At 72.1% G+C, this 26,023-nt stretch carries 20 protein-coding genes and 1 pseudogene; 18 read left to right on the top strand and 3 right to left on the bottom strand.

The annotated features are described in order from the left end of the window. Positions 1–78: 78 nt before the first annotated feature. The 6 genes from ACWCP2_RS09305 (at position 79) to ACWCP2_RS09280 (ending at position 8,146) form a co-directional block, all read left to right on the top strand. Positions 79–2,973 carry a vitamin B12-dependent ribonucleotide reductase gene (locus ACWCP2_RS09305; RefSeq protein ID WP_450907956.1) on the top strand — a complete coding sequence of 965 codons (2,895 nt, stop codon included), beginning with the start codon at positions 79–81 and terminating at the stop codon, positions 2,971–2,973. A gap of 164 nt (positions 2,974–3,137) precedes the next feature. Further along, entirely contained in the window at positions 3,138–3,962 is an 825-nt protein-coding gene (locus tag ACWCP2_RS09300; protein WP_450907955.1) for an arylamine N-acetyltransferase family protein, read from the top strand. Positions 3,963–3,994: 32 nt separating this feature from the next. Continuing rightward, entirely contained in the window at positions 3,995–4,600 is a 606-nt protein-coding gene (locus ACWCP2_RS09295; RefSeq protein ID WP_250748831.1) for a YdbC family protein, read from the top strand. A 96-nt stretch (positions 4,601–4,696) separates the two neighbouring features. Further along, positions 4,697–5,356, top strand: coding sequence for a histidine phosphatase family protein (locus tag ACWCP2_RS09290; RefSeq protein WP_254386149.1), 660 nt, complete (start codon positions 4,697–4,699; stop codon positions 5,354–5,356). A gap of 11 nt (positions 5,357–5,367) precedes the next feature. Continuing rightward, positions 5,368–6,282, top strand: coding sequence for an ADP-ribosylglycohydrolase family protein (locus ACWCP2_RS09285; RefSeq protein WP_450907954.1), 915 nt, complete (start codon positions 5,368–5,370; stop codon positions 6,280–6,282). A gap of 133 nt (positions 6,283–6,415) precedes the next feature. Continuing rightward, entirely contained in the window at positions 6,416–8,146 is a 1,731-nt protein-coding gene (locus tag ACWCP2_RS09280) for a DUF4153 domain-containing protein (RefSeq protein ID WP_450907953.1), read from the top strand. Between the two features lie 60 nt (positions 8,147–8,206). Here the strand turns inward: ACWCP2_RS09280 and ACWCP2_RS09275 are convergent, their stop codons facing one another. Next, the gene (locus ACWCP2_RS09275) at positions 8,207–9,760 is read right to left on the bottom strand and encodes an MFS transporter (RefSeq protein WP_450907952.1); all 1,554 of its coding nucleotides are present in this window, start codon (positions 9,758–9,760) and stop codon (positions 8,207–8,209) included. A gap of 118 nt (positions 9,761–9,878) precedes the next feature. On the opposite strand from ACWCP2_RS09275, the gene ACWCP2_RS09270 reads away from it, so the two are divergent. From ACWCP2_RS09270 to ACWCP2_RS09260, 3 genes are all read left to right on the top strand, one after another. Continuing rightward, the gene (locus tag ACWCP2_RS09270; RefSeq protein ID WP_450907951.1) at positions 9,879–10,505 is read left to right on the top strand and encodes a TetR/AcrR family transcriptional regulator; all 627 of its coding nucleotides are present in this window, start codon (positions 9,879–9,881) and stop codon (positions 10,503–10,505) included. 146 nt (positions 10,506–10,651) lie between these two features. Continuing rightward, positions 10,652–11,362 carry a ribonuclease HII gene (locus ACWCP2_RS09265; RefSeq protein WP_266886301.1) on the top strand — a complete coding sequence of 237 codons (711 nt, stop codon included), beginning with the start codon at positions 10,652–10,654 and terminating at the stop codon, positions 11,360–11,362. A gap of 59 nt (positions 11,363–11,421) precedes the next feature. Beyond that, complete coding sequence (locus ACWCP2_RS09260; RefSeq protein WP_450907950.1) at positions 11,422–12,018, top strand: hypothetical protein; 597 nt, start codon at positions 11,422–11,424, stop codon at positions 12,016–12,018. A gap of 199 nt (positions 12,019–12,217) precedes the next feature. Here ACWCP2_RS09260 and ACWCP2_RS09255 read toward each other — a convergent pair whose 3' ends face one another. After that, positions 12,218–12,847, bottom strand: a complete 630-nt coding sequence (locus ACWCP2_RS09255) for a hypothetical protein (RefSeq protein ID WP_450907949.1) — start codon at positions 12,845–12,847, stop codon at positions 12,218–12,220. 361 nt (positions 12,848–13,208) lie between these two features. Between ACWCP2_RS09255 and ACWCP2_RS09250 the strand changes: the two genes are divergently transcribed. Both ACWCP2_RS09250 and ACWCP2_RS09245 read left to right on the top strand, forming a co-directional pair. Beyond that, a complete protein-coding gene (locus ACWCP2_RS09250) occupies positions 13,209–15,368 on the top strand; it encodes a RecQ family ATP-dependent DNA helicase (RefSeq protein ID WP_450907948.1) in 2,160 nt (719 codons plus the stop codon). A 233-nt stretch (positions 15,369–15,601) separates the two neighbouring features. After that, positions 15,602–17,347, top strand: coding sequence for a helix-turn-helix transcriptional regulator (locus ACWCP2_RS09245; protein ID WP_450907947.1), 1,746 nt, complete (start codon positions 15,602–15,604; stop codon positions 17,345–17,347). Positions 17,348–17,357: 10 nt separating this feature from the next. On the opposite strand, the gene ACWCP2_RS09240 is transcribed toward ACWCP2_RS09245, so the two are convergent. After that, positions 17,358–18,398, bottom strand: a complete 1,041-nt coding sequence (locus ACWCP2_RS09240; protein WP_450907977.1) for a 3-oxoacyl-ACP synthase III family protein — start codon at positions 18,396–18,398, stop codon at positions 17,358–17,360. 407 nt (positions 18,399–18,805) lie between these two features. Between ACWCP2_RS09240 and ACWCP2_RS09235 the strand changes: the two genes are divergently transcribed. The 7 genes and pseudogenes from ACWCP2_RS09235 to ACWCP2_RS09205 all read left to right on the top strand — a co-directional run. Next, positions 18,806–19,894 carry a polyprenyl synthetase family protein gene (locus ACWCP2_RS09235; RefSeq protein ID WP_450907946.1) on the top strand — a complete coding sequence of 363 codons (1,089 nt, stop codon included), beginning with the start codon at positions 18,806–18,808 and terminating at the stop codon, positions 19,892–19,894. Beyond that, positions 19,894–21,000, top strand: coding sequence for a mevalonate kinase (gene mvk, locus ACWCP2_RS09230; RefSeq protein WP_450907945.1), 1,107 nt, complete (start codon positions 19,894–19,896; stop codon positions 20,998–21,000). Before ACWCP2_RS09235 ends, mvk begins: the two co-directional genes overlap by 1 nt. Further along, positions 20,990–22,021 carry a diphosphomevalonate decarboxylase gene (gene mvaD, locus ACWCP2_RS09225; protein ID WP_450907944.1) on the top strand — a complete coding sequence of 344 codons (1,032 nt, stop codon included), beginning with the start codon at positions 20,990–20,992 and terminating at the stop codon, positions 22,019–22,021. The genes mvk and mvaD overlap by 11 nt, the downstream gene beginning before the upstream one ends. Next, entirely contained in the window at positions 22,018–23,235 is a 1,218-nt protein-coding gene (locus ACWCP2_RS09220; RefSeq protein WP_450907943.1) for a phosphomevalonate kinase, read from the top strand. The genes mvaD and ACWCP2_RS09220 overlap by 4 nt, the downstream gene beginning before the upstream one ends. After that, positions 23,232–24,383, top strand: coding sequence for a type 2 isopentenyl-diphosphate Delta-isomerase (gene fni, locus ACWCP2_RS09215; protein ID WP_450907942.1), 1,152 nt, complete (start codon positions 23,232–23,234; stop codon positions 24,381–24,383). The genes ACWCP2_RS09220 and fni overlap by 4 nt, the downstream gene beginning before the upstream one ends. Next, positions 24,380–25,441 carry a hydroxymethylglutaryl-CoA reductase gene (locus ACWCP2_RS09210; protein ID WP_450907941.1) on the top strand — a complete coding sequence of 354 codons (1,062 nt, stop codon included), beginning with the start codon at positions 24,380–24,382 and terminating at the stop codon, positions 25,439–25,441. The genes fni and ACWCP2_RS09210 overlap by 4 nt, the downstream gene beginning before the upstream one ends. 2 nt (positions 25,442–25,443) lie before the next feature. After that, positions 25,444–26,023 (top strand): annotated as a pseudogene (locus ACWCP2_RS09205) (hypothetical protein); the annotation flags it as partial.

The raw sequence follows: 26,023 nt of genomic DNA, 5'->3' as shown, positions 1-26,023 counted from the left end.
AGATACAAGACACACAGCACCGTGCCGCGGAATAGCGCTGGCACTTTAGGGCGTTTTGCCCGCATTGGGAGGAACGGCATGACAGAGACGGCGAGCAGCTCGGCACGAGGTTCCCGCACCAAGGGCACCAAGACTGCCAAGAGCGGCCTGCGTATCGAGCGCATCCACACCACCCCGGGCGTGCACCCGTACGACGAGGTGACCTGGGCGCGCCGCGACGTCGTCATGACCAACTGGCGCGACGGCTCGGTGAACTTCGAGCAGTACGGCGTCGAGTTCCCCGACTTCTGGTCGGTGAACGCGGTCAACATCGTCACCAGCAAGTACTTCCGCGGTGCGGTCGGCAGCCCGCAGCGCGAGACCGGTCTGAAGCAGCTCATCGACCGGATCGTGAAGACCTACACGAAGGCCGGCGAGGACTTCGACTACTTCACGTCGCCCGCCGACGCGGAGATCTTCGAGCACGAGCTGACCTACGCGCTCCTGCACCAGATCTTCAGCTTCAACTCCCCGGTGTGGTTCAACGTCGGCACGCCCCAGCCGCAGCAGGTCTCCGCCTGCTTCATCCTGGCCGTCGACGACTCCATGGAGTCGATCCTCGACTGGTACAAGGAAGAGGGCATGATCTTCAAGGGCGGCTCCGGCGCCGGCCTGAACCTCTCCCGCATCCGCTCCTCCAAGGAGCTCCTCTCCTCCGGCGGCAACGCCTCCGGCCCGGTCTCCTTCATGCGCGGCGCCGACGCGTCCGCCGGAACGATCAAGTCGGGCGGCGCCACCCGCCGCGCGGCCAAGATGGTCGTCCTGGACGTGGACCACCCGGACGTCGAGGACTTCATCGCGACCAAGGTCAAGGAAGAGGAGAAGATCCGCGCCCTGCGCGACGCGGGCTTCGACATGGACCTGGGCGGCGACGACATCACGTCCGTCCAGTACCAGAACGCCAACAACTCCGTCCGTGTGAACGACGAGTTCATGACGGCCGTCGAGAACGGCACCGAGTTCGGCCTGCGCGCCCGCATGACCGGTGAGGTCATCGAGACGGTCGACGCCAAGTCGCTCTTCCGCAAGCTCGCCGAGGCCGCGTGGGCCTGTGCCGACCCGGGCATCCAGTACGACGGTGTGATCAACAACTGGCACACCTGCCCCGAGTCCGGCCGCATCACCGCGTCCAACCCGTGCAGCGAGTACATGCACCTGGACAACACGTCCTGCAACCTCGCCTCGCTGAACCTGATGAAGTTCCTCGACGACGACGGCAAGGGCAACCAGTCCTTCGACGCCGAGCGCTTCTCCAAGGTCGTCGAGCTGGTCATCACCGCGATGGACATCTCCATCTGCTTCGCGGACTTCCCGACGCAGAAGATCGGCGAGAACACCCGCGCCTTCCGCCAGCTGGGCATCGGCTACGCCAACCTCGGCGCCCTGCTGATGGCCACCGGCCACGCGTACGACTCCGACGGCGGCCGCACCCTCGCCGCGTCGATCACCTCGCTGATGACCGGTACCGCGTACAAGCGCTCCGCCGAGCTGGCCGCGATCGTCGGCCCGTACGACGGCTACGCCCGCAACGCCGAGTCGCACAAGCGCGTCATGAAGCAGCACGCCGACGCCAACGCCGTCGCGCCGCGCACCGAGGACCTGGACAACATCATCTGGGCCGCGGCCACCGAGGCCTGGCAGGACGTGATCCGCCTCGGCGAGAAGAACGGCTTCCGCAACTCGCAGGCCTCCGTCCTCGCGCCGACCGGCACCATCGGTCTGGCGATGTCCTGCGACACCACGGGCGTCGAGCCGGACCTGGCCCTGGTCAAGTTCAAGAAGCTCGTCGGCGGCGGCTCGATGCAGATCGTCAACGGCACCGTTCCGCAGGCCCTGCGCCGCATGGGCTACCAGGAAGAGCAGATCGAGGCGATCGTCGCCCACATCGCCGAGCACGGCGTGGTCGTCGACGCCCCGGGCCTGAAGCAGGAGCACTACTCGGTCTTCGACTGCGCGATGGGCGAGCGCTCCATCTCCGCGATGGGCCACGTGCGCATGATGGCCGCGATCCAGCCCTGGATCTCCGGCGCGATCTCCAAGACGGTCAACATGCCGGAGACGGCGACCGTCGAGGAGATCGAGGAGATCTACTTCGAGGCGTGGAAGCTGGGCGTCAAGGCGCTCGCGATCTACCGCGACAACTGCAAGGTCGGCCAGCCCCTCTCCGCGAAGAAGAAGGAAGAGGAGAAGGAGGAGGTCACCGCCAAGGCGGAGGACACCATCCGGACGGCCGTCGAGAAGGTCATCGAGTACCGCCCGGTCCGCAAGCGCCTCCCGAAGGGCCGCCCGGGGATCACCACCTCCTTCACGGTCGGTGGCGCCGAGGGTTACATGACCGCGAACTCCTACCCGGACGACGGTCTCGGCGAGGTCTTCCTGAAGATGTCCAAGCAGGGTTCGACCCTCGCGGGCATGATGGACGCCTTCTCGATCGCCGTCTCGGTCGGTCTGCAGTACGGCGTCCCGCTGGAGACGTACGTCGCGAAGTTCACGAACATGCGCTTCGAGCCGGCCGGTATGACGGACGACCCGGACGTGCGGATGGCGCAGTCGATCGTCGACTACATCTTCCGTCGCGTGGCGCTCGACTTCCTGCCCTTCGAGACCCGCTCGGCCCTCGGCATCCACTCCGCCGAGGAGCGTCAGCGCCACCTGGACACCGGTTCCTACGAGCCCCTCGACGAGGAGCTCGACACGGAGTCCCTGACCCCGGCGGCCCCGGTCGCCGCGGTGCAGACGGTCCCGGTCGTCAAGCCGCTCGCGGTCGCCCCGGTCCCGGCCCCCAAGACGGCGCACTCCAACGCCGAACTGGCCGAGATGCAGCTCGGCGTCTCCGCCGACGCCCCGCTGTGCTTCTCCTGCGGCACGAAGATGCAGCGCGCCGGCTCCTGCTACATCTGCGAGGGCTGCGGCTCCACCAGCGGCTGCAGCTGACGAGCACCAGCGCTGCCACTGAGTAGCTGAGGAAGCGGGGACCGGCGGGTGCCGGTCCCCGCTTTTTCGTGTCGTCCCGGACGGGGCTGGCCGTCATGATGACCATGGTGGGGGCGCCGCGACAGGGTGCCTCCGAATGCCGTGGTGCGTCGAGCGGGGGAATCATGTGGAGCGGTGACGGGCTGGACCTGGACGCCTATCTGGCGAGGATCGGCTGGAGCGGCGGGGAACTCCGGGCGGATCTCGCGACGTTGAAGGAAGTGCACCGGGCGCACACCGGTGCGATCACCTTCGAGAGCCTGGACGTGCTGTTCGGCCGCCCCGTCGGGCTGGACGTCAAGGCGGTCGAGGACAAGCTCGTGCACGACCGCCGCGGCGGGTACTGCTACGAGCAGAACGCCCTGCTGGCCGCCGCCCTGGAGCGGATCGGCTTCGAGGTCTCCGGACGCGGCGCCCGCAACCGCACCCGGGGCGACACCCTGACCCCGGTGACGCACGCCGTCCTCGTCGTCACCGTCGAGGGCGAACCGTGGCTCTGCGACGCCGGGTTCGGGTGGCAGGGGCCGCGCGAGCCCGTGCCGCTGGCGCGCCCCGGAGCCGAAGTGCGGCAGGGGGAGTGGGTGTTCCGCGTCCGGGAGGAAGCGGACGGGGTCCTCGTGCTGTCCGTACCGCGCGAGGGCGTCTGGCGGGACCTGTACGCCTTCTCCCCGCAGCCCTACCACCCCGTCGACTACGTGGTGCTGAACCACTACAGCTCCTCGCACCCCCGCTCCGCCTTCGTCGGCCGGGTCGTCGTCCAGAAGCAGGCCGACTCCGAGCGCCTGGCCCTCGTGGGGCGGGAGCTCTCCCGGCTGCTCCCCGACGGGCGGACCGAGCGGCGGGAGGTGCCGCCCGGGGAGCTGCTCGCCCTGCTCGGCCGGGAGTTCGGCATTCGGCTGTCCGAGCGGGACGCGGCCGAACTCCTTCGGATGTACCGCGCCGAGGACTGACCCGGGCCCCGCCGGGCCCGTACGATGGCGCAGTGCTGGTCAAGTGGATTCGCTGCACGGTGACGGACCGACGCGGGTTCGAGCGCGGGCAGCGCAAATGGGCCGGGCTCCCCGGCGAACCGGGGTTCCGGGGTCAGGGCGGCGGCTGGAGCCGGGGCCGGCAGGGGGTGGCGCACGTCTTCACCTTCTGGGAGAGCCGTTCCTTCTACGACTCCTTCATGGCCCGCTCCCACGACCGGCTGGCCGCTTCGCAGAACGGCACCTACACCGACGCGCGGGTCACGCTCTTCGACCACCGCTTCGACGTGAAGACCGGCTTCGAACCGCGCTTCACCGACGCCGACGTCGTCCGGGTCGCCCACACCCGGGTGCGGGAGGGCCGCGTGGACCATTTCGCGCTCATGCAGGAGAAGGTCTGGAACCCGGCCATGGCGGGATCGCCCGGCATGGTCCGGGGCCTGTTCGGCGAGGCTCCCGGGCGCGAGTTCCTGGTGCTGTCGATGTGGCACGCGGCCGCCGAACACGGCAAGTACCGGCAGGAGCGCGTGGAGCGGCTCTCCCTGCGCGCCCAGATCCAGGCCGACGTGGAGGCCCTCACCGGGGACGTCGTCGACCTCGAACCGTCCTGGACGGTGTGACCGGGCCTGCCCGGCGACCCGACTGTATGGTCATCGCCCCGCCCGACCGGCGAGCCCCGGTCGGTGAGCCCGGCGGTGGCCGAATAGGGTCGTGGGATGGTTCGACCACGGCGCATCGTCCTTGTCCGGCACGGGGAATCGGAGGGCAATGCCGATGACACGGTGTACGAGCGGGAACCCGACCACGCTCTGCGGCTGACCCGCACCGGGCGCGAGCAGGCGGCGGAGGCCGGCGTACGCCTGCGCGAGCTGTTCGGGGACGAGCACGTCAGCGCGTACGTCTCCCCGTACCGCCGCACCCTGCAGACCTTCCGCGAGCTGCGCCTGGACCCGACGCGCGTACGGATGCGCGAGGAGCCGAGGCTGCGCGAGCAGGACTGGGGGAACTGGCAGGAGCGGGAGGACGTGCGGCTCCAGAAGGCGTACCGGGACGCGTACGGGCACTTCTTCTACCGCTTCGCGCAGGGAGAGTCGGGCGCCGACGTGTACGACCGGGTCGGGGCCTTCCTGGAGAGCCTCTACCGCAGCTTCGAGGCCCCGGACCACCCGGAGAACGTCCTGCTCGTGACCCACGGCCTGACGATGCGGCTGTTCTGCATGCGCTGGTTCCACTGGTCCGTGGCCGAGTTCGAGGCCCTGTCCAACCCGGGCAACGGCGAGTACCGGGTGCTCATGCTCGGCTCCGACGGCCGGTACCGGATGGACCGCCCGTTTGAGCGGTGGACCACACCCGAGCCCTACGACCTGGACGGCTAGAGTGACGCGGGATGACCTCTGACTCCTCTCCCGAAGGGCGCTACGCACGCGCCATGGCCAGCCTCAGGGGGCTGGCCCTGGGTGACGCACTGGGTTCCCAGTACTTCGTCCCCGTGAACTACCCGCTGCTCAAGCGGCGCGAGCTGCCCGCCGGCAGCGATCCGTGGCAGTGGACCGACGACACCGAGATGGCCTGCTCGGTGGTGGCCGTGCTCGCCGGGCACGGCCGGGTGGACCAGGACGCGCTGGCGGCCTCCTTCGCCGACCACCACGACTTCGACCGCGGCTACGGGCCCGCCGTGAACCGGATGCTGCGCCTGATCCGCGAGGGCGCGGACTGGCGCACGCTCGCCGCGGAACTGTTCAACGGGCAGGGCTCCTGGGGCAACGGCGCGGCCATGCGGGTCGCCCCGCTGGGCGCCTGGTACGCCGACGACCCGGAGCAGGCCACCCACCAGGCGGAGATCTCCGCCTACACCACCCACCAGCACCGCGAAGCGGTGTGCGGCGCGATGGCCGTGGCCGCGGCGGCCGCGCTGGCGGCCGATCCGGCCGGGCCGCCGAAGGCCGCCGACCTGCTGGACGGGGTGATCGCGCTCGTCCCGCGCAGCGCGGTGGGCGCCGGGGTGCGGCGGGCGCGCGACATGCTCGACTACGGCGACGCGACCACCGTGGCCGCCGTACTGGGCTGCGGACGGCGCACCAGCGCCCATGACACGGTGCCGTTCGCCCTGTGGTCGGCGGCGCGGGGCCTGGACGACTACGAGCGGGCCTTCTGGACCACCGCCCAGGTGGGCGGGGACGTGGACACCACCTGTGCGATCGTCGGCGGGGTGCTCGGCGCGCGCGGGGACGCGGTGCTGCCGCAGGCCTGGCTGGCCCGGACCGAGGCGCTGCCGGCCTGGCTGCCGGAGGCGGCGGTGTAGCCGGCCCCGCGTTTGTCACGGTCCTGCCACAGGCCTCTTTTGAGCCTGTTCAAAACCGCATGGGGGCTGCCTACCCTGTCCGCTCCGCCTCCCCGCCCGACGGCCGGGGAGGCCGACAGGGGAGGGGAACCCGATGTCAGCAGGGAACACCGGTGCGGAGCGCGCCGAAACGGCCGACACCCAAACGGCGGACGCCACGACGGCGGACGCCATGGGGGCGGCCGATGCGGGGGCGGGCGCGCCCGCAGCATCACCCGTAACAGCCGCATCAGCGGCATCGGCCGCGCCCCCCGCGCCGCCGGGCTGGGACCCCAAGGCCTGGCGGGCCCACCAGCTCCGCAAGGAGCGCACCGCCTCCGGCGCCTGGTCCATCGCCCCGCTCGCCTGGGCCGAGGCCGCGCGCCCGGCCGCCGTCGGACCGGTACCGGTCGTCGTGCTGGCCGCCGTCCTCGCCTCCGGCGTCGCCGTCGCCCTGCTCCTCGGCGAGGGGCTCGGCCCGGGTCTGCTCCTCGCGGTGCTGCCCGCGCTCGTCGCCGCCCACGCGGCCGCCCGCGCCGCCGGCCGCAGGCTGCGTCCGTGGACCGCGCTCTGGGTGCTCGGCTGCCTCGGGCTGCTCGCCGTGCCTGCCCTGCGCGCCTCCGCCTGGCCGGCCGTGGCGGCCCTGTTCGCGGCCCTCCTGACCGGCGCCCTGGCCCTGCACGGCAGCCGGAGCTGGCCCGGCATCCTGCTCGGCCCGGTCGGCCTCCTGGACTCCGCCGTCCTCGGGGTGCGCTGGGTCTGGAAGGGCCTGCGCTCGCGCGGCGAGGGCCGCCGGGAGCGCCTGCTGCCGGTGCTGAAGGCCGTCGTGGTGGCCGTGGTCCTGCTGGCCCTCTTCGGCACCCTGTTCGCCTCCGCCGACGCCGCGTTCGCGGATCTGCTGAGCGGGCTCACCCCCGATGTCAGCGGCATGGACGGCCCGGTCCGCTTCCTGCTCTTCGCGCTCGGCCTCCTCGTCGCGGCCGCCGTCGCCCGCGCGGCCGCCGCCCCCTCCCGCTGGGACCGGATCGAGGTGCGCCCGGGGAAGGCCCGCTCCCGGGTGGAGTGGGCCCTGCCGCTCATCGTGCTGAACCTCCTCTTCGCCGCCTTCAACGCCGTCCAGCTCGCCGTCCTCTTCGGTGGGTACCGCAAGGTCCTGGAAGCCACCGGCCTGACCTACGCCGCGTACGCGCGCCAGGGCTTCTGGCAGCTGCTCTGGGCCACCCTGCTCACCCTCGCCGTCATCGCGCTGGCCCTGCGCTGGGCCCCGCGCGCGGGAGCCGGCGACCGGCGGCTGGTGCGCGTCGTGCTCGGCACGCTCTGCGCGCTGACCCTCGTGGTCGTCGCCTCGGCGCTGCGCCGCATGGACCTGTACGTGGACGCGTACGGGCTGACCAGGCTGCGCCTGTCGGTCGCCGGTGTGGAGCTGTGGCTCGGGCTGGTGATCGTACTGATCATGGCCGGCGGGCTGTTCGGCGCGCGGTGGCTGCCCCGCGCGGTCGCGGCGAGCGCCGTGGCCGCCGTACTGGCCTTCGGGCTGGTGTCGCCCGACGGGGTGATCGCGGAGGGCAACGTCAGGCGGTACGAGCAGGACGGCAAGATCGACCTGGCCTACTTCCAGTCGCTGTCGGCGGACGCCGTACCGGCCCTGGACCGGCTGCCCGAGCCCCAGCGCTCCTGCGCCCTGCGCGGGATCGCCAGGGAGCTGGCGGCGGCGGGCCGGACGCCCTGGTACGCGACGAGCCTGGCGGAGCGCCGGGCCCGGGAGATCCTGGACGAGCGCGGGGTGAGCGCCTCGTACGAGCAGTGCAGGAGCCTGGGAACCTTTGCGAACCGGCTCGGATACTAGGCCGATGGGGGCCCGGCGCGCAGGCGTCGCGCGCCGGGCCCTTCGTACGGGACCGCGTGCTCAGGCCACCGGACCGGCCTTGGCGGCGGCTCCGTTCAGGGCCTCCAGGTCGCTCGCGCGGACCCTGATCACCAGCAGTGCGGTGAGGAGCGCGATCGCCGCCATGGCCACGGCGGCGATGAACGCGGTGGCGATGCCCCGGGTGAGGACGAGGTCCCCCCAGGGGTCGGGCAGCCGGCCCGTCCGCAGGAAGGCCTCCAGCTGCCCCTGGTCGGCGTGGGCCCGGAAGTCCGGGACCTGCCGGGCGGCCTCGTCGCGTCCGGCGGTGCCGAAGACGGTGACCAGGATGGACAGTCCGAGCGAGCCGCCGACCTGCTGGCTCGCGTTGAGCAGTCCGGAGGCCGCGCCCGCTTCCCGCGGGGCGACGCCGGAGACGGCGGTGAGGGTGAGGGTGACGAAGTTGAGGCCCATGCCGAAGCCGAACAGGAGCATCGGGCCCAGCACCCCGGACAGGTAGGAGCTGTCGGTGTCGATGAAGGAGAGCCAGGTCAGGCCGGCGCCGGTGAGGGCGGATCCGATGACCATGAACGGCTTCGGCCCGAAGCGCGGCAGCAGGCGCTGCGAGAGGCCGGCGGCGGTGACGATGGCGGCGGTGATGGGCAGGAAGCCGATGCCGGAGCGGATCGGGGAGAAGTCCAGCACGTTCTGCACGAACTGGACGATGAAGAAGAACATGCCGAACATCGCGGCGGCGAGGCTGAGCATGATCACGTAGGTGCCGGTGCGGTTGCGCGAGGCGAACATGCGCAGCGGGATGATCGGATCGGCGGCCCGGGACTCGACGAGCGCGAAGGCCGCGAGCAGCAGGACGGCCACGCCGAAGGAGCCGATGGTCACGCCGTCGCGCCAGCCGTCCTGGGAGGCACGGATGAACCCGTAGACGAGCGCGGTCATGCCTCCGGTGGAGGTGAGTGCCCCGGCGAAGTCGAAGCGGCCGGGGTGGCGCTCGGACTCGCTGATGTAGAGCGGGGTCAGGAACGCGATCAGCAGCCCGATCGGCACGTTGACGAAGAAGACCCAGCGCCAGTCGAGCCACTCGGTGAGCATGCCGCCGGCCAGCAGTCCGACCGCGCCGCCGCCCGCGGAGACGGCGGCGAACACGCCGAAGGCCCGGTTGCGCGCGGGTCCCTCGGCGAAGGTCGTGGTGACCAGGGCGAGGGAGGTCGGCGAGGCGATGGCGCCGCCGACGCCCTGGAGGGCGCGGGCTGCGAGCAGTTGCCAGGATTCCTCGGCGAAGCCGCCGAGCAGGGAGGCCAGGGTGAAGAGCAGGATGCCGGTCAGGAAGACGCGGCGCCGGCCCAGGATGTCGCCGGCGCGGCCGCCGAGCAGCAGCAGACCGCCGAAGGCGAGCGTGTAGGCGCTGATCACCCAGGACAGGTCGGTGGTGGAGATGGCGAGGTCGGTCTGGATGTGCGGGAGCGCGATGTTCACGATCGTCGCGTCGAGGACGACCATGAGCTGACAGGCGGCGATGACGGTGAGCGCCACTCCCGGGCGCCCCCCTCGGCGGGCCGCGGCCGGTATCCGGGGTGTGGAGAGCTGAGGAGTTGTCACTGTGGGTCCCCCCAAGTGAAATAGTGAACGCCATCGCGTTCACGGCGGTCCCACGGTAGGGAGACAGTCTTAGTGAACGCAAGCGTTCACTAAGACTGAATCTGTGTGCGACGGACGGATGAGCCGGTCGGAGGTAACGGGAGTGGCGGATGCGCACCGGTCGGCGGCGGCCCCCGCGCGCAGGCGCGGACCCGAACTCGAACGGGCGATTCTCGACGCCGCGTTGGAGCAGCTGAGCACCACGGGCTGGAACGCGCTCACCATGGAGGGCGTCGCCGCGGGAGCGCAGACGGGCAAGGCCGCGCTGTACCGGCGCTGGCCCTCGAAGGCGGACCTGGTGGACGAGGCGCTGCGGACGCGGCTGCCCCCGCTCGGCGTGATTCCGGACCTGGGATCGGTGCGCGAGGACCTGTACGTCCTGTGCGTGCGGATGCGGGACGTGATGCGGTCGCGGGCGGGGCAGGCGCTGAGGACGGTGCTTCACGAGTGCGATCACGCGTATGCGGAGCGGTTCCGCGACCTGGTCCGGGCGGGTCTGTACGAACCGGCGCTCGTGCTGATCGGAGAGCTGGTGCGCCGGGGAATCGAGCGAGGGGACGTCCGGCCGGACGCGACCGGTCCGCTTCTCACCGAGGTCATTCCCGCACTGATGATGTATCGCGCGAAGGTGTGCGGGAGCGAATGGGCGGACGCCGAAATCGCCGAGATGATCGACGGGGTGATGGTGCCGCTGCTCAGGGTGTGAGACGGGCCGGGGCGGGCGGCGCGGCGCGGAGTTGACCGGGGCCCGGCCGGCAGGGGGCGATGGCGCGGCCGGGAGGTGGCGGCGGCCCGGCCCGGGAGGGGGCGGGGTGTGCAGGCGGCCCGGGGCGGCGTAACCTTGCTGGCGCCATGCCGTACGAAGCACCCACTCACACCGTCGAACGCTCCCTCCGGGCGACCACCGGCGCCAAGCTCATCGCCGGGGTCGACGAAGTCGGACGAGGGGCCTGGGCCGGTCCCGTCACCGTCTGCGCGGCGATCACCGGTCTGCGCCGGCCGCCCGCGGGACTCACCGACTCCAAACTGCTGACCCCCAAGCGCCGTGACGCGCTCGTCGGCGTCCTGGAGGACTGGGTCACCGCCTACGCCCTGGGCCACTCCTCCCCGGAGGAGATCGACGAGCTCGGGATGACCGCCGCCCTGCGCCTCGCCGCGGTGCGCGCCCTGGAGGCGCTGCCGGTGCGGCCCGACGCGGTGATACTCGACGGCAAGCACGACTACCTCGGCGCGCCCTGGCAGGTCCGGACGGTGATCAAGGGCGACCAGTCCTGCGTCGCGGTCGCCGCGGCCTCGGTGATCGCCAAGGTCCGGCGCGACCGGATGATGGCCGAGATCGGTGAACAGGGCGGCGGAATCGAGGACTTCGCTTTCGCCGCCAACGCCGGATATCCCTCGCCCGTGCACCGGGCGGCACTGGAGGAGCAGGGTCCGACCGCGTACCACCGGCTCTCCTGGTCCTACCTCGACGCGCTGCCCCGCTGGAGCCACCTCAAGAAGGTGCGCCGCAGCGAGGAAGCGATGGAGCTGGAAAACGGAGGCCAACTCGGCTTCGATTTCTGATCGCACGCAGGTGCCACCAACCGGTACGTTTCGCACCGGTGTTTGATAAATATCAGCTCATGCCTCTCACCCCCGCCCCCGAGGAGCCTCAGATTCACGAGAGTGCCCAGGGTCCCCGCGTCACGCCGGCCGCGAGCCGCACCGCGCAGACCCCCCGTCCCGTACCCGGTCCCCGTCCCGCCCCCAGGCCCGCGCCGCCCGCCCCGCGGAAGCCGCAGGCCGCCCGGGGCCCCGTAGCCACCACCGCCCCCTCGGTCTCGGCGTCCGTGCCGCAGGTCCAGCTGATCCCGGCATCCGCCGAGGGCGCGCTGGACGCGGCCGAGGAGGCCGTCGACCTGCTGCTCGACACCGGGCGCGCGCCCGGTGACATCCTGGTGCTCACCACCGGCGACCCGCACCCGTGGGCCACGCACGAGCTGTCCTTCGGCGAGGCCGCGTACTGGGCCCTGCACGACGCCGGGGACGACGTCTTCTACGCCGACGCGCAGCAGGTGCGGCGCGCGGCCGGCCGTCCCGTCGTGGTCTTCGCGGTCAACGGCGGACCGGCCGACGCGGCCGCCGGAGCCCTCCCGGTCGCCCTCGCGCGCGCCGGCGCGATCCTGATCGTGTGCGGCGAGCCGCAGCAGATCAACTCCGTGCTGGGGGCGGGCGTCTGACGCCCCGTACCCCCGCACGGTCGAGGGGCGGGGCGGGCTGGTGGCCGGCCCTGCCGAAGTCCGAGGCCTGACCAGCCGTACGCCCGATCCCGGGTGTACGGCCGTTGGGCGTTCCCGGGTACGGGGCCCTGCGGGTTCCGCGTGCGGTGGTACGGGCTCGGCGTGTGCGGGTGCCGGCTGAGCGTGTGCGCGTACGGGCTCAGCGCGCCGCGGTGCGGCGCAGGGCCTCCGTGGCTCCGCCGCCGGCCCGCAGGGCGAGCGGGGCGAACTCGGACGGCGCATCGCCGAGGCGCTCCGGCCGGGAGTCCGAACTGGGGCTCCGGCCGCCGCGGCCTTCGCCCAGCACCTGCCAGCCGCCCCGGGTCAGCGTGATGTACGCGCCGCAGCGCAGCCCGTGCAGGGTGCAGGCGTCCCGCAGCCCCCACATCCAGGCCCCGTCCTCCTCGGTCCAGCGCTCGTCGCCGTCGCGGCAGAACAGCAGCACGGCGGTCCGTACCGGGGTCCGCCGGCGCAGGTCGTGCGGGATGACCCGGCGCAGCCGGGAGAGCAGGGCGTTGCGGTACTCCCAGCCGTCGGCCGTGGTGGAGCGCTGGACGAAGGAGGCGCTGGCCACGAGCCGCTCCTCGGGCCCGAGCACGGCGATCACCGCCGTGGACGGGACGGGGCCGTGCCGTGAGTGCAGTCCGCTGACGACCTCGCGCGGGTTGCGCAGCAGGGGGACGCCCGACGCCGTCCACTCGGAGGGTTCCAGCAGTCTGCCGTGCCGGCTGGCGCCGCCGGTGGCCGTGGTCAGGGACGTGGTCGAGGGCGGGGCGAATCCGAAGGTCACTGTCCTCCCTTCGGGTACACGCCCGCGAACGGGCACAGCTGGGGTGCGGGCGCGCCGCGGCACGGCTCAGGAGAGCGCCGTCGAGCCGAGCGGGAGCAGCACAATTCTCGCGTGGCCCGTGAGCATGCGGCAACGAGCAATTGGAGCCGCCGACCGGAATTCGCCGGTATGCCGTTCATATCCTTGCCCCGCCACGCCGAAGATGACGCATCCGGACCGGGCCCGAGCACGGGCACCTGGGGAAACACCGCTCCGGCGGCCGCCCGCCACGGCGCTCGCGCGGCGAGCCGGACGGCGTGTGGGCCGCGCGTCACGCTGGGTGAATTGGCCGATTGTCCTAGCCATCGGGTTGCATGGGGTCATGGACAACCTGGAGCTCCGCGCTGAAGCCGATGCCATCCTCGCTGAGCTGGTCGGTGCCCCGGGGGGTGCGGCGCGGCTGCGGGAGGACCAGTGGCAGGCGGTGTCGGCCCTGGTGGAGGAACGCCGGCGGGCCCTGGTGGTGCAGCGCACCGGGTGGGGCAAGTCGGCGGTCTACTTCGTGGCGACGGCCCTGCTGCGCCGCCGCGGCGCGGGCCCGACGGTGATCATCTCGCCGCTGCTCGCCCTGATGCGCAACCAGGTCGACGCGGCGGCGCGGGCCGGCATCCAGGCCCGGACGATCAACTCGGCGAACCCTGAGGAATGGGAGACGATCTACGGGGAGGTCGAGCGGGGCGAGACCGACGTTCTGCTCGTGAGTCCCGAACGCCTCAACTCGGTGGACTTCCGGGAGCAGGTCCTGCCCAAGCTCGCGGCCACGACCGGCCTGCTCGTGGTCGACGAGGCCCACTGCATCTCCGACTGGGGCCACGACTTCCGCCCCGACTACCGCCGGCTGCGCACCATGCTCGCCGAGCTCGCCCCCGGCGTCCCCGTGCTCGCCACCACCGCGACGGCCAACGCGCGCGTCACGGCGGACGTCGCCGAGCAGCTGGGCACGGGAGGCGGCGGAGCCCTGGTGCTGCGCGGCCCGCTCGACCGGGAGAGCCTGCGCCTCGGCGTGCTGGAGCTGCCGAACGCGGCGCACCGGCTGGCGTGGCTGGGGGAGCGGCTGGGGGACCTGCCCGGCTCGGGGATCATCTACACGCTGACGGTGGCCGCCGCGGAAGAGGTCGCGGCGTTCCTGCGGCAGCGCGGGTACCCGGTGGCCTCGTACACCGGGAAGACGGAGAACGCCGACCGGCTGCAGGCCGAGGAGGATCTGCTCGCGAACCGGGTGAAGGCGCTGGTGGCGACCTCGGCGCTGGGCATGGGCTTCGACAAGCCGGACCTCGGGTTCGTCGTGCACCTGGGCTCCCCCTCGTCCCCGATCGCCTACTACCAGCAGGTGGGACGCGCCGGGCGCGGCGTGGACCACGCCGATGTGCTGCTGCTGCCGGGGAAGGAGGACGAGGCGATCTGGGCGTACTTCGCCTCGGTGGGATTCCCGCCCGAGGAGCAGGTCCGGCGGACCCTGGACGTGCTGGAGCAGGCGGGCCGTCCGCTGTCGCTGCCGGCTCTGGAGCCGCTGGTGGACCTGCGGCGTTCGCGGCTGGAGACGATGCTCAAGGTCCTGGACGTGGACGGTGCGGTCAAGCGCGTGAAGGGCGGCTGGACCTCCACCGGGCAGCCCTGGGAGTACGACGCGCAGCGGTACGAGTGGGTGGCCCGCCAGCGGCAGGCGGAGCAGCAGGCCATGCGGGACTACGTGGCCACCACGGGGTGCCGGATGGAGTTCCTGCAGCGGCAGCTCGACGACGAGAAGGCCACCCCGTGCGGCCGCTGCGACTCCTGCGCCGGGCCCTGGCTCGACCCGGCCGTGTCCCACGGCGCCCTCGACGCGGCGACCGGCGAGCTGGACCGTCCGGGGGTCGAGGTGGAGCCCCGCCGGATGTGGCCCTCGGGCATGCCCGCGGTCGGCGTCGACCTCAAGGGCCGCATCCCCGTGGGCCAGCAGGCCGCCACGGGGCGTGCGCTGGGCCGGCTGTCGGACATCGGCTGGGGCAACCGGCTGCGTCCGCTGCTGGCGGAGCAGGCCGCGGACGGGCCCGTTCCCGACGACGTACTGGCGGCCGTGGTGACGGTGGTGGCCGACTGGGCCCGTTCCCCGGGCGGCTGGGCCAGTGGCGCGGCCGGCGCGATGACCCGGCCCGTGGGGATCGTGGCCATGCCCTCCCGCTCCCGCCCGCGGCTGGTGGGCTCGCTCGCCGAGGGCCTGGCCCGGGTCGGGCGGCTCCCGCTGCTGGGTAGCCTCGCCTACACCGCGCAGGCCGGCGAGTACGGCGCGCACCGCAGCAACTCCGCCCAGCGGCTGCGCGCTCTGGCCGCCTCCTTCGCCGTCCCCGAGGAGCTGGCGGCCGCCCTGGCCGCCGCCCCGGGGCCGGTCCTGCTCGTCGACGACTACGCCGACTCCGGCTGGACCCTCGCCGTGGGCGCCCGGCTCCTGCGTCAGAGCGGGGCCGAGCAGGTGCTCCCCCTGACGCTCGCCCTGGCGGGGTGAGGGGGTGAGAGCCCCCTCGGCCGCCCCTTAACGGGGGGAGTCCGCGGCAACCGCCCTGGCAACTGTTCGCCAAGTCAAGACCGGACCCGGGTTCGTAGGATCCTCGGAGGAGGGTTGATCCCTCTTTGCCGAAGTTGAGCGCGGCGCACTATTGACGGGGGTAAGCCGGGGGCATGGCCATGAAATTGCTGAGGGAGAATCGGAATCCGAAGGGTGAACCGGACCTGGCGCTCGTGAAGCGTCTGCTCGGAGATCTCAGCACGGACTGCCAGCGATTCCTCAAGGTCGCGGCGGTCCTGGGCCGGTCCTTCATGCTGGAGGACGTTTCCAGGATGCTGGACAAATCCGCGGCCAGCCTTCTTTCGTCCCTGGAGGAGGCGATGTCCTCGGGCTTCGTCGTCGCCGCGGAACATCAGCTGCTGTTCCAGAGCGATTTCCTTTTGGCTGGGGTCATGGAGTCGATTCCCGCTCCCGCGCGCGGTGCGTTGCGGCGCGAGGCGATGGGTCACTCCACGCGGCGCTCCGAGCCGGACGACCGGCAGTTCTGGGTGGCCGGTCACCCGCTGTGGACGGTCGGCCGCCCGGCCGATCCGCTCGACGGGCTCGCGGTCGAATCCGGCGAGGCGTACTCGGAGTCCCACGGCCTGATCCTGGACGGCCGGACGACAGCCGGAATCCGTGCGGCCGAGCGCGTCCTCTCCGAACCGACGCGTTCGGCTCCCGCCCGGCTCGACGCGGAGGCGTCCGTGATCCTCGGCTACTGCCTGCTCGGGACGGAGGAAGCGCAGAAGCGCTCCGCGAGGATCCTGCGGGAACAGGGCGCCGGGCCGGGCGACGTCGCGTCGCTGATGGCGCTGACCGCGCTCTCCAACGCGCGCTGGCGTGCGGGGGAACTGGGCGAAGGGCTCAGCTTGGGCCGCGCCGCGGTGCGGTACGGCGAGGGCGTGGACCCCGTGTGGCGCCTTCACTTCCGGCTCGCACTGGCCGGGAAGCTCGCGAACCTGCGCGAGTTCGACAAGGCCGAGTCGCTGATCGGCGACGCGGAGGCGGACCTGCGCGAACTGGGCACACCCGTCCGGGACGCCGCGCCCGCGGCGGTACGGGCCCGGCTGTTCCTCCAGGCCGGACGGTTCGCGGACGCCCGCCGGCAGGCGGAGCTGGTGATCGCCGCGGCCGGCCGGGACGCGGTCCCCATGCTCCGGCCCCTCGCGTACTCGGTGCTCAGCACCATCTTTCTCTACAAGGGGGACCTGCCCGCGGCGACCGAGTACCTGAAGCGCGTGCGGGGCGAGTTCGAGACGGATCAGGCGGTCCTCTACTCCCCGCAGTACGCCTGGACGGACGTGCGCATCGCGGTGAAGAGGGAGGGTCCGCGGGCGGCCGCCCGGCTCTTCTCCGACACGTACGGCCACCTGCCGACGCAGCGCAGCCTGTACATCGAGGATCCGGCCGCGGCCGCGTTCCTCGTCCGTCTGGCGCTGGACGTGGGAGACACCCACCTGGAGCGGAGCGTCCTCGAAACGGTGGACGGCCTCGCCGGGGACAATCCCGGCATCTCCGTGGTCGGCCTCAGCGCCCTGCACGCGAACGCCCTGGTGAACGGCGATCCGGCCGTACTGTCGCGCATCATCGCGCAGTCGCCTGACCCGCTCTCGGTCGCCCTCGCGACGGAGGAACTCGCCAAGCTCCGCGGTGCGAAGGCCGGCCCCGCGCAGGCGAAGCCCGACGGGGAGGCGGCAGCGCTCAATTCCGCTTCCTGGTCCGGTCTCTCCGACATGGAGCGGAGCATCGCGTACCTGGTGAGCGCCGGGATGACCAACCAGCAGATCGCCAAACGGGTCCACCTGTCGGCGCACACGGTGAACTACCACCTCAGGAAGATCTACAAGAGGCTGAACATCAAGACGCGCGTGGAACTGGCACGCGGAGCCGCGAGTTATTCGAGCAGGGCCGCGATCTACTCGATCGAAGCCGGGTAGGCGCCGTGTCTCACCGCGACGGCACGGGGGCCGCGGCGTAGGCCGGGCTCCGGGCCGGCCGGGCGTGGCGGGTGGGCAGCCAGCGGGTCAGCGCCGAGCCCACCGACATGCCCCCGCCGAAGCCGGTGAGCAGGACCACCTCCCCGTCGGCGAACGCGCCGTCGCGGTGGGCGAGGTCGAGGGTGATCGGTACGGAGGCCGCGCCCGTGTTGCCGTAGGACTCCAAGGCCAGGTGGAAGCCGGCCCCGGGCAGTCCGAGCGAGGGCCATATCTCCCGGAGCATCACCGCGTTCGCCTGGTGGGCGACGACATGGCGGACCTCCCGCGGGGCCAGCCCCGCCCCGGCCAGCAGGTCCGCGACGGCCCCGGGCAGGTTGTCCCGTACGAACTCACGGACCCGTCGGCCGTCCATCCGGAAGTACTGCAGGCCCTCCTCCAGGGTCCGGGCGGTGGTCGGGGTCCGGCTGCCGCCGGCCGGCACACCGATCAGCTCGTGCTGGTCGCCGCGGGTGAGGAGCGAGGCGGCGAACATGCCGCGGTCCTCGGGCGCCGGACCGAGGACGACGGCCCCGGCGCCGTCACCGAACAGGATGGCGGTCCGGCGGTCGGAGTGGTCGAGGATCCGGGAGTAGATGTCCGCGCCGATGACCAGTCCGTAGCGTTCGAGGTCGCCCGGTTCGGCGCGCAGCATCCGCTCGGCCACGGTCAGCGCGTACACGAACCCGCTGCACACCGCGTTCAGGTCGAAGGCCGCCGCGTTCACCGCCCCGAGCCGGTGCTGGACGATGCTCGCCGTGGCCGGCTGCGGGTGATCGGGGGTGGACGTGGCGACGACGACGTAGGCGAGCTCCTCCGGCCCGACCCCCGCCTGCTCCAGGGCCCGGACGGCAGCCGCCGCGGCGAGGTCGGAGGTGGCCTGGCCGGGATCGGCCCGGCGGCGGCTGCGGATTCCGGTCTTGCGGACGATCCATTCGTCCGTGACCCCGGCCCGTCCGGCGATCTCCTCGTTGGAGACTTCGGTCGGGGGGAGGTACGCGCCGGTGCCGAGGATTCCGATGGATCGGATGATGACTCCCGAGGTGAGGGTGGGCGGTTCATTCGGCTGTCTCGGCTGTCGGCTGTCTCGACTGCCGTGCTCGGACAGCGGTGTGAAGCACGGCCCGTCAATGAATTCATGACCACCCGCGTATGGCCCCGGAATTCATCCGGGCAGGCAGTTCATCGTGACACGTCATGCCCCGGTATTTCGCCCGCGCCCAATGTCTCACTCGCTCGGGTGGGATCCCGCCCCTCCGCGCACCGTTCCTGCACGGTGGCACTACTCGCTTGAGTAGTGGGCAGGTTGACGCCCCGTGGATAACATCGAAGCATGCTGATCAGTGGCGTGATATCGGTGAATTCACGCGAATGCGAGATTGTTTATGAGAGTGACCGTCACCTCGACCGGGGGATAAGAGCATGACCGTCAGTCATCTCGGGGCAGCCGTGGACACGGCCGCCATCGACGCCGTGATCGGCGAGTTCTTCGGCCAGCGCCGGACCGAGGCCGACGCGCTCGGACAGGACTTCGCGGCCGTCGTCGACGAGCTGGAGAACTACGTCCTGCGCGGCGGCAAGCGCGTCCGTCCGGTCTTCGCCTGGCTGGGCTGGATCGGCGCCGGCGGGGACCAGGACGGTCCGGACGCCGCCGCGGTGCTGACCGCCTGCGCCGGGCTCGAACTGCTGCACGCCTCGGCCCTGATACACGACGACATCATCGACGCGTCCGACACCCGGCGCGGCCGTCCCGCCGCGCACGTCGCCCTGGCCGAACGCCATCGCGTCCGGCGCTTCTCCGGCGACCCCGAGGCCTTCGGTACCGCGACCGCCATCCTGGTGGGGGACCTGGCCCAGACGTGGTCCGACGTCATGGTCCGCGCGTCCGGGCTCTCCGCGCAGGCGCAGGCCCGGGTCGGGCCGGTGTGGTCCGCGGTGCGCTCGGAGGTCTTGTACGGCCAGCTCCTCGACGTGATCAACCAGGCGGGCGACGAAGAGAGCGTCGAGGCGGCCCTGCGCGTCAACCAGTACAAGACGGCCTCCTACACGGTGGAGCGCCCGCTGCAGTTCGGCGCCGCGATCGCCGGCGCCGACGCCGGTCTGGTCGCCGCCTACGGGGCGTTCGGGGCGGACATCGGGATCGCCTTCCAGCTCCGGGACGATCTGCTGGGCGTGTTCGGCGATCCGGCGGTCACGGGCAAACCCTCGGGCGACGACCTTCGCGAGGGCAAGCGGACGGTCCTGCTCGCGACGGCGCTGGAACTGGCGGACGCGCGCGACCCGGGTGCGGCGGCGCTCCTCAGGGCGAAGACCGGCACCGACCTCTCCGGGAAGGAGATCGACGCCCTGCGGGACGTGCTCGTCGAGGTCGGCGCCGTGGAGCGGATCGAGCGCCAGATCGCGCGGCGTACCGACCGGGCCCTGGGCGTACTGGAATCCAGCAGCGCCACCGCCGCCGCAAAGGATCAGCTCGCCGCGATGGCGGTCAAGGCAACGCAGCGAGCCCGGTGATGACCCTGACGAACGCGCGGACCCATCCCGGCCACGCCGTGTCCGGGGTTGACGCGGACGGGTGCGGTCCGGGCCTCGAAGGCGGCCGGACCGGACGTGGGCGCGCCCACGCGAAGGCCATTCTGCTCGGCGAACACGCCGTCGTGTACGGCGCGCCGGCACTGGCGATCCCCGTCCCGCAACTGGCGGTGACCGCCACCGCCAGACGGGTGCGGTGTACCGGCGAAGGCGCGGACAGGATCTCCTTCGCGCTGGCGGATCCGGGGACGGGGACGGCGGCACCGCTTGCCGCGGACGGCTTGCGGTGCCTGCTCCCGGACTTCAAGGCGCTGACGGGCATCGGCGGCCACGTGTGCGTGGACGTGCTCATCGACTGCTCGATCCCGCAGGGCCGGGGGCTCGGCTCCAGCGCCGCGTGCGCCCGGGCGGCCGTACTGGCCCTGGCCGACCTCTTCGGCCGCGGGCTCGACGCCCGCGAGGTGTTCGATCTCGTACAGGCTTCGGAGAAGGTGGCGCACGGCAGGTCGAGCGGTGTCGACGCGCTCGCCACCGGGGCGACGCACCCCCTCCTCTTCCGTTCCGGCACGGCCCGGGAACTGCCCGTGCCCATGCCGGGTCACGACCCCGGGCGGGTGGACCGCCGCGCGGCTGAAGACGGTCCGTACGCCTTCGACGGGCTGTTCGTCCTCGCGGACAGCGGGGTCAGCGGCAGCACCAGGGAAGCGGTCGAGCTCCTGTGGCGGACGTTCGAGCGCAGCGCGCGGACGCAGGCCGATTTCATCCTCGGCGCCTCGCGCCTGACCCGCGCCGCCGCACGCGACCTCGCGCACGGCCGCACGGCCGACTTCGGTGCGCGGATGACGGAAAACCACAAGCTGCTGCGCGACTTGGGGCTCAGTACGGACCGGATCGAGGGGCTGGTCGACGCCGCGCTCGCGGCCGGCAGCCTGGGCGCCAAGATCAGCGGCGGCGGCCTGGGCGGCTGCGTGATCGCGCTGGCCGCGGAGCCGCGCCAGGCCGAGGCGACCGTACGGAGCCTCCACGAAGCCGGCGCCGTTCGTACCTGGATCGTCCCGATGGGAAGGTTTGCACACCATGATGATTGACCACGAAGTGGGACGTACCGGGCTGACCGGATCGACCGCCGTCGCCCATCCGAACATCGCGCTGATCAAGTACTGGGGCAAGCGCGACGAGCGGCTGATCATCCCGTACGTCGACAGCCTGTCGATGACCCTGGACGTGTTTCCGACGCGCACCACCGTCCGGCTCGACCCCGCGGCGCGCACCGACAGCGTCACCCTCGACGGAAAGCACGCGGAGGGTGAGCCCCTGCGGCGCGTGGTCCTCTTCCTGGACCTGGTACGGGAGTTGGCCGGGCGGGGCGAACGCGCCGCCGTCGACACCCGCAACGCGGTACCCACCGGTGCGGGACTGGCGTCCTCGGCGAGCGGGTTCGCCGCCCTGGCCGTCGCCGCCACCGCCGCGTACGGGCTGGATCTCGATCCGACCGCGCTCTCCCGCCTCGCCCGGCGCGGCTCCGCATCGGCCTCCCGGTCGATATTCGGCGGCTTCGCGGTGTGCCACGCGGGCCGGGGCGTCGGCGAGGAGGCGGACCTCAGCTCCTTCGCCGAGTCCGTCCCCCTCCCCGACTTCGATCCCGCCCTGGTGGTCGCCCTCGTCAACGCCGGCCCGAAGGCCGTGTCCAGCCGGGCGGCGATGCGGCGGACCGTCGAGACCTCGCCGCTCTACCAGGCCTGGGCGACGTCGAGCAAGGGCGATCTGACCGACATGCACGCGGCGCTGCTCCGCGGCGACCTCGACGCGGTGGGGGAGATCGCGGAGCGCAACGCCCTCGGCATGCACGCGACGATGCTGGCCGCGCGGCCGGCCGTGCGCTACATGTCCCCGGCCACGGTGGCCGTACTCGACAGCGTCCTGCAGCTCCGCAAGGACGGAGTGGCGGCCTACGCGACCATGGACGCCGGACCGAACGTCAAGGTCCTCTGCCACCCCGAGGCGGCGCCCCGGGTCGCCGAGACGCTGCTGGCCGCCGCGCCCGGATGCTCGGTGCTCACCGCCCGCCGCGGGCCGGGAGCCGGGCTGCGGTCGGCGGACGAGCGGTGACCGGCACCCGAACCGTCAGCCGGCGGGCGCCGGGCAAACTGTTCGTCGTCGGCGAGTACGCGGTGGTGCAGCCGGGCCACCCGGCGATCCTGGCAGCGGTCGACCGGGAGGCCGGCGTCACCGTGTCGGCGGCGCACGGCGGCGGCGCCGACGTAGTGATCGATTCCGACCTCTCCCCGGGACGGACGCGACTGCGCCGGAGCGACGGCGGGCTCGCCGCGCTCGGCGCGGACGACGGACAGCGGGTGCGGGACGGTCTCACCCATGTGGTGTCGGCGATCGACGTGGTCGACGGCCTCCTGGCCGAGCGGGGGCAGGCCGCGCCCCGCGTCCACGTCTCCGTCAGCAGTCGCCTGCACCACGAGGGAACCAAGCTCGGCCTGGGATCGAGCGGCGCGGTGACGGTCGCCGCGGTGTCCGCCGTGGCCGCGTACTACGGCCTGGAGCTGTCGCACGAGGCGCGGTTCCGGCTGGCGATGCTGGCGACGGCGCGGCTCGACGCCCGCTCCTCCGGCGGTGATCTCGCCGCGAGCGTCTGGGGCGGGTGGATCGAGTACCACGCACCCGACCGGGCGGCCGTGCTCGACCTGGTGGAGCGCCGGGGCATCGAGGAGTCGCTCCGCGCCCCGTGGCCGGGCTTCCGTCTGCGACGGCTGCCGCCGCCCCGTGATCTGACGCTGGAGGTGGGCTGGACCGGCAGGCCGGCCAGCACCGCTTCCCTGGTCGGGAGCCTGGGCAAGCACGCCTGGCAGGGCAGTGCCGCCCAGCGGAGCTTCGTGGAGCGCAGCGACGCGTGTGTGCGGGCCTCGGTCGGCGCCCTCGAACGGGGCGACGGCCCCGAGTTGCTCCGGCAGGTCCGGGGCGCCCGCCGGATGCTCGCCGAACTGGACGAAGAGGTCCGGCTCGGGATCTTCACCACCACGTTGACCGCGCTGTGCGATGCCGCCGAGGCCGTCGGCGGTGCGGGGAAGCCGTCGGGTGCCGGGGGCGGCGACTGCGGCATCGCGCTGCTGGACGCCACGGCGTCGCACGAGCGGATCGCGCGGCTGCGGAGGGGATGGGATGCCGCGGGGGTGCTTCCCGTAGCGATTCATCTCCAGCCGGCGCAGCCAGCGCATCTGGCGAGGCCCACGCAGCAGGCGAGGCCGACGCAGCCGGTGAGGCCGACGCAGCCGGCCAGGCCGACGAAGCCAACGAAGGGGAGCGCAGCATGATCGCTGAGCGCAAGGACGACCACGTGCGGTTCGCCGCCGAGCAACAACGCCACCTGCCCGGGTACAACCAGTTCGACGAGGTGTCCTTCGTCCACCACGCCCTGGCCGGCATCGACCGGTCCGACACTTCGCTGGTCACGCGGTTCGGCGGCATGGAATGGAAGGTGCCGCTGTACATCAACGCGATGACCGGCGGCAGCGTGCGGACGGGCGCCATCAACCGGGACCTGGCGATCGCCGCCCGCGAGACCGGTGTGCCCATCGCGACCGGATCCATGAGCGCGTACTTCGCCGACGAGACCGTCGCCGACACCTTCGGCGTGCTGCGCCGGGAGAACCCGGACGGGTTCGTCATGGCGAACGTCAATGCCAACGCCTCCGTGGAGAAGGCGCAACGGGCCGTGGACCTGCTGCGGGCCGACGCCCTGCAGATCCACCTCAACGTCATCCAGGAAACGGTCATGCCGGAGGGCGACCGTTCCTTCTCCGCCTGGGGTCCGCAGATCGAGAAGATCGCCTACGCGGTGGATGTACCGGTGATCGTGAAGGAAGTCGGCTTCGGACTGAGCCGCGAGACCGTCTCGGCACTGCGGGACATGGGCGTGCGGGTGGCCGACGTGGCCGGCCGCGGCGGCACGGACTTCGCGCGCATCGAGAACGACCGGCGCAAGCACGCCGATTACGCCTACCTGGGCGGCTGGGGGCAGTCCGCTCCAGCCTGCCTGCTGGACTCCCAGAACGCGGCCCTCCCGGTGCTGGCGTCCGGCGGGGTCCGCAACCCGCTCGACGTGGTGCGCGCACTGGCGCTCGGCGCCGCCGCCGTGGGCGTCTCCGGGGGGTTCCTCCGGACCGTTCTGGACGGCGGCCCGTCCGCCCTGATCACACAGATCACCACCTGGCTCGACCAGGTGGAGGCCCTGATGACCGCGCTGGGCGCACGCACCCCGTCCGATCTGACGCATTGCGACGTGCTCGTCCACGGTGACCTGCGCGCGTTCTGCGCCGACCGGGGGATCGACACCGGCCGGCTGGCCACACGCTCCCGCTCGCACTCCCACCCCCACTCCCACTCCCACTCCGGTTCCCACCCCCACCCCCATCCCCACTCCCACGGCACCGCTCACGAGACGGTTGGAGAGATCCGATGAACGACACGCACGAGGTCGCAGGCGTTCCCCTGAAGTGGGTCGGCCCGCTCAGGATTTCGGGGAACGTGGCGACCGTGGAGACGCAGGTCCCGCTCGCCACGTACGAGTCGCCCCTGTGGCCCTCCGTCAGCCGCGGGGCGAAGGTCTCCAGGCTGGTCGAGCAGGGCATCGTCGCCACGCTCATCGACGAGCGGATGACGCGCTCGGTGCTCGTCACGGCCAAGGACGCGCAGACCGCGTACCTGGCGGCGCTCGAAGTCGACGCCCGGTTCGACGAGCTGCGCGCCGTCGTCCGCACCTGCGGCCGTTTCGTCGAACTGATCGGGTTCCGCCACGAGATCGTGGCCAACCTGCTCTTCCTGCGGTTCGAGTTCAGCACCGGGGACGCCTCCGGGCACAACATGGCGACGCTGGCCGCGGACGCGCTCCTGAAGCACATCCTCGGTGCCATTCCGGGGATCGAGTACGGCTCGATCTCCGCGAACTACTGCACCGACAAGAAGGCCACCGCCATCAACGGCATCCTCGGCCGCGGCAAGAACGTGGTCACGGAGCTGCTCGTACCGCGTGACATCGTCCGCGACGTGCTGCACACCTCGGCCTCCGCGATAGCCGAGCTGAACGTGCGCAAGAACCTGATCGGCACCCTGCTCGCCGGCGGGATCCGCTCGGCCAACGCCCACTACGCGAACATGCTGCTCGGTTTCTACCTGGCGACGGGCCAGGACGCGGCCAACATCGTCGAAGGCTCGCAGGGCGTGACCGTGGCCGAGGACCGGGACGGCGACCTGTACTTCTCCTGCACGCTGCCGAACCTGATCGTCGGAACGGTCGGCAACGGCAAGGGACTCGACTTCGTCGAGGAGAACCTGGCACGGCTGGGCTGCCGCGAGGAGCGCGAGCCCGGCGAGAACGCGCGGCGGCTCGCGGTCATGGTGGCCGCGACGGTGCTGTGCGGCGAGCTCTCGCTCATGGCGGCACAGACCAATCCGGGTGAACTCATGCGGGCGCACGTCGCACTGGAGCGCAAGACCTCGACCACGACGATCGGACGGTAGAGATGCCCAGCAACTCCACGGACTCCACGAGCGCTGCAAACCCCACGGACTCCACGGACTCCAAGGAGTTCGTGGACTCCGGGGACCTCGCGGTCGGGATCCACGACCTTTCCTTCGCCACGGGCCGGCTCGTCCTGACGCACGAGACGCTGGCCGCTCACAACGGCACCGAGCTGGGCAAGTACCACGTGGGCATCGGCCAGCGCTCGATGAGCGTGCCCGCCGTCGACGAGGACATCGTGACGATGGGCGCCGCGGCCGCCGCCCCCATCCTGGCCCGGCACGGCGCCGACCGGATCCGTACGGTCGTCTTCGCCACGGAGTCCTCCGTCGACCAGGCGAAGGCGGCCGGCATCCACGTCCACTCGCTGCTGTCGATGCCCTCCGCCACCCGCGTCGTCGAGCTCAAGCAGGCCTGCTACGGCGGGACCGCGGCCCTGCAGTTCGCCATCGGGCTCGTTCACCGCGACCCCTCGCAGCAGGTCCTCGTGATCGCGAGCGACGTCTCGAAGTACGAGCTGGACCAGCCGGGCGAGGCCACCCAGGGGGCCGCGGCGGTGGCCATGCTGATCGGCGCGGATC

This window comes from Streptomyces sp. NPDC002104, from assembly GCF_053593795.1.
The sequence above is the reverse complement of the archived record's forward strand: the minus strand, read 5'-3'. Positions and strand labels throughout refer to the sequence as shown.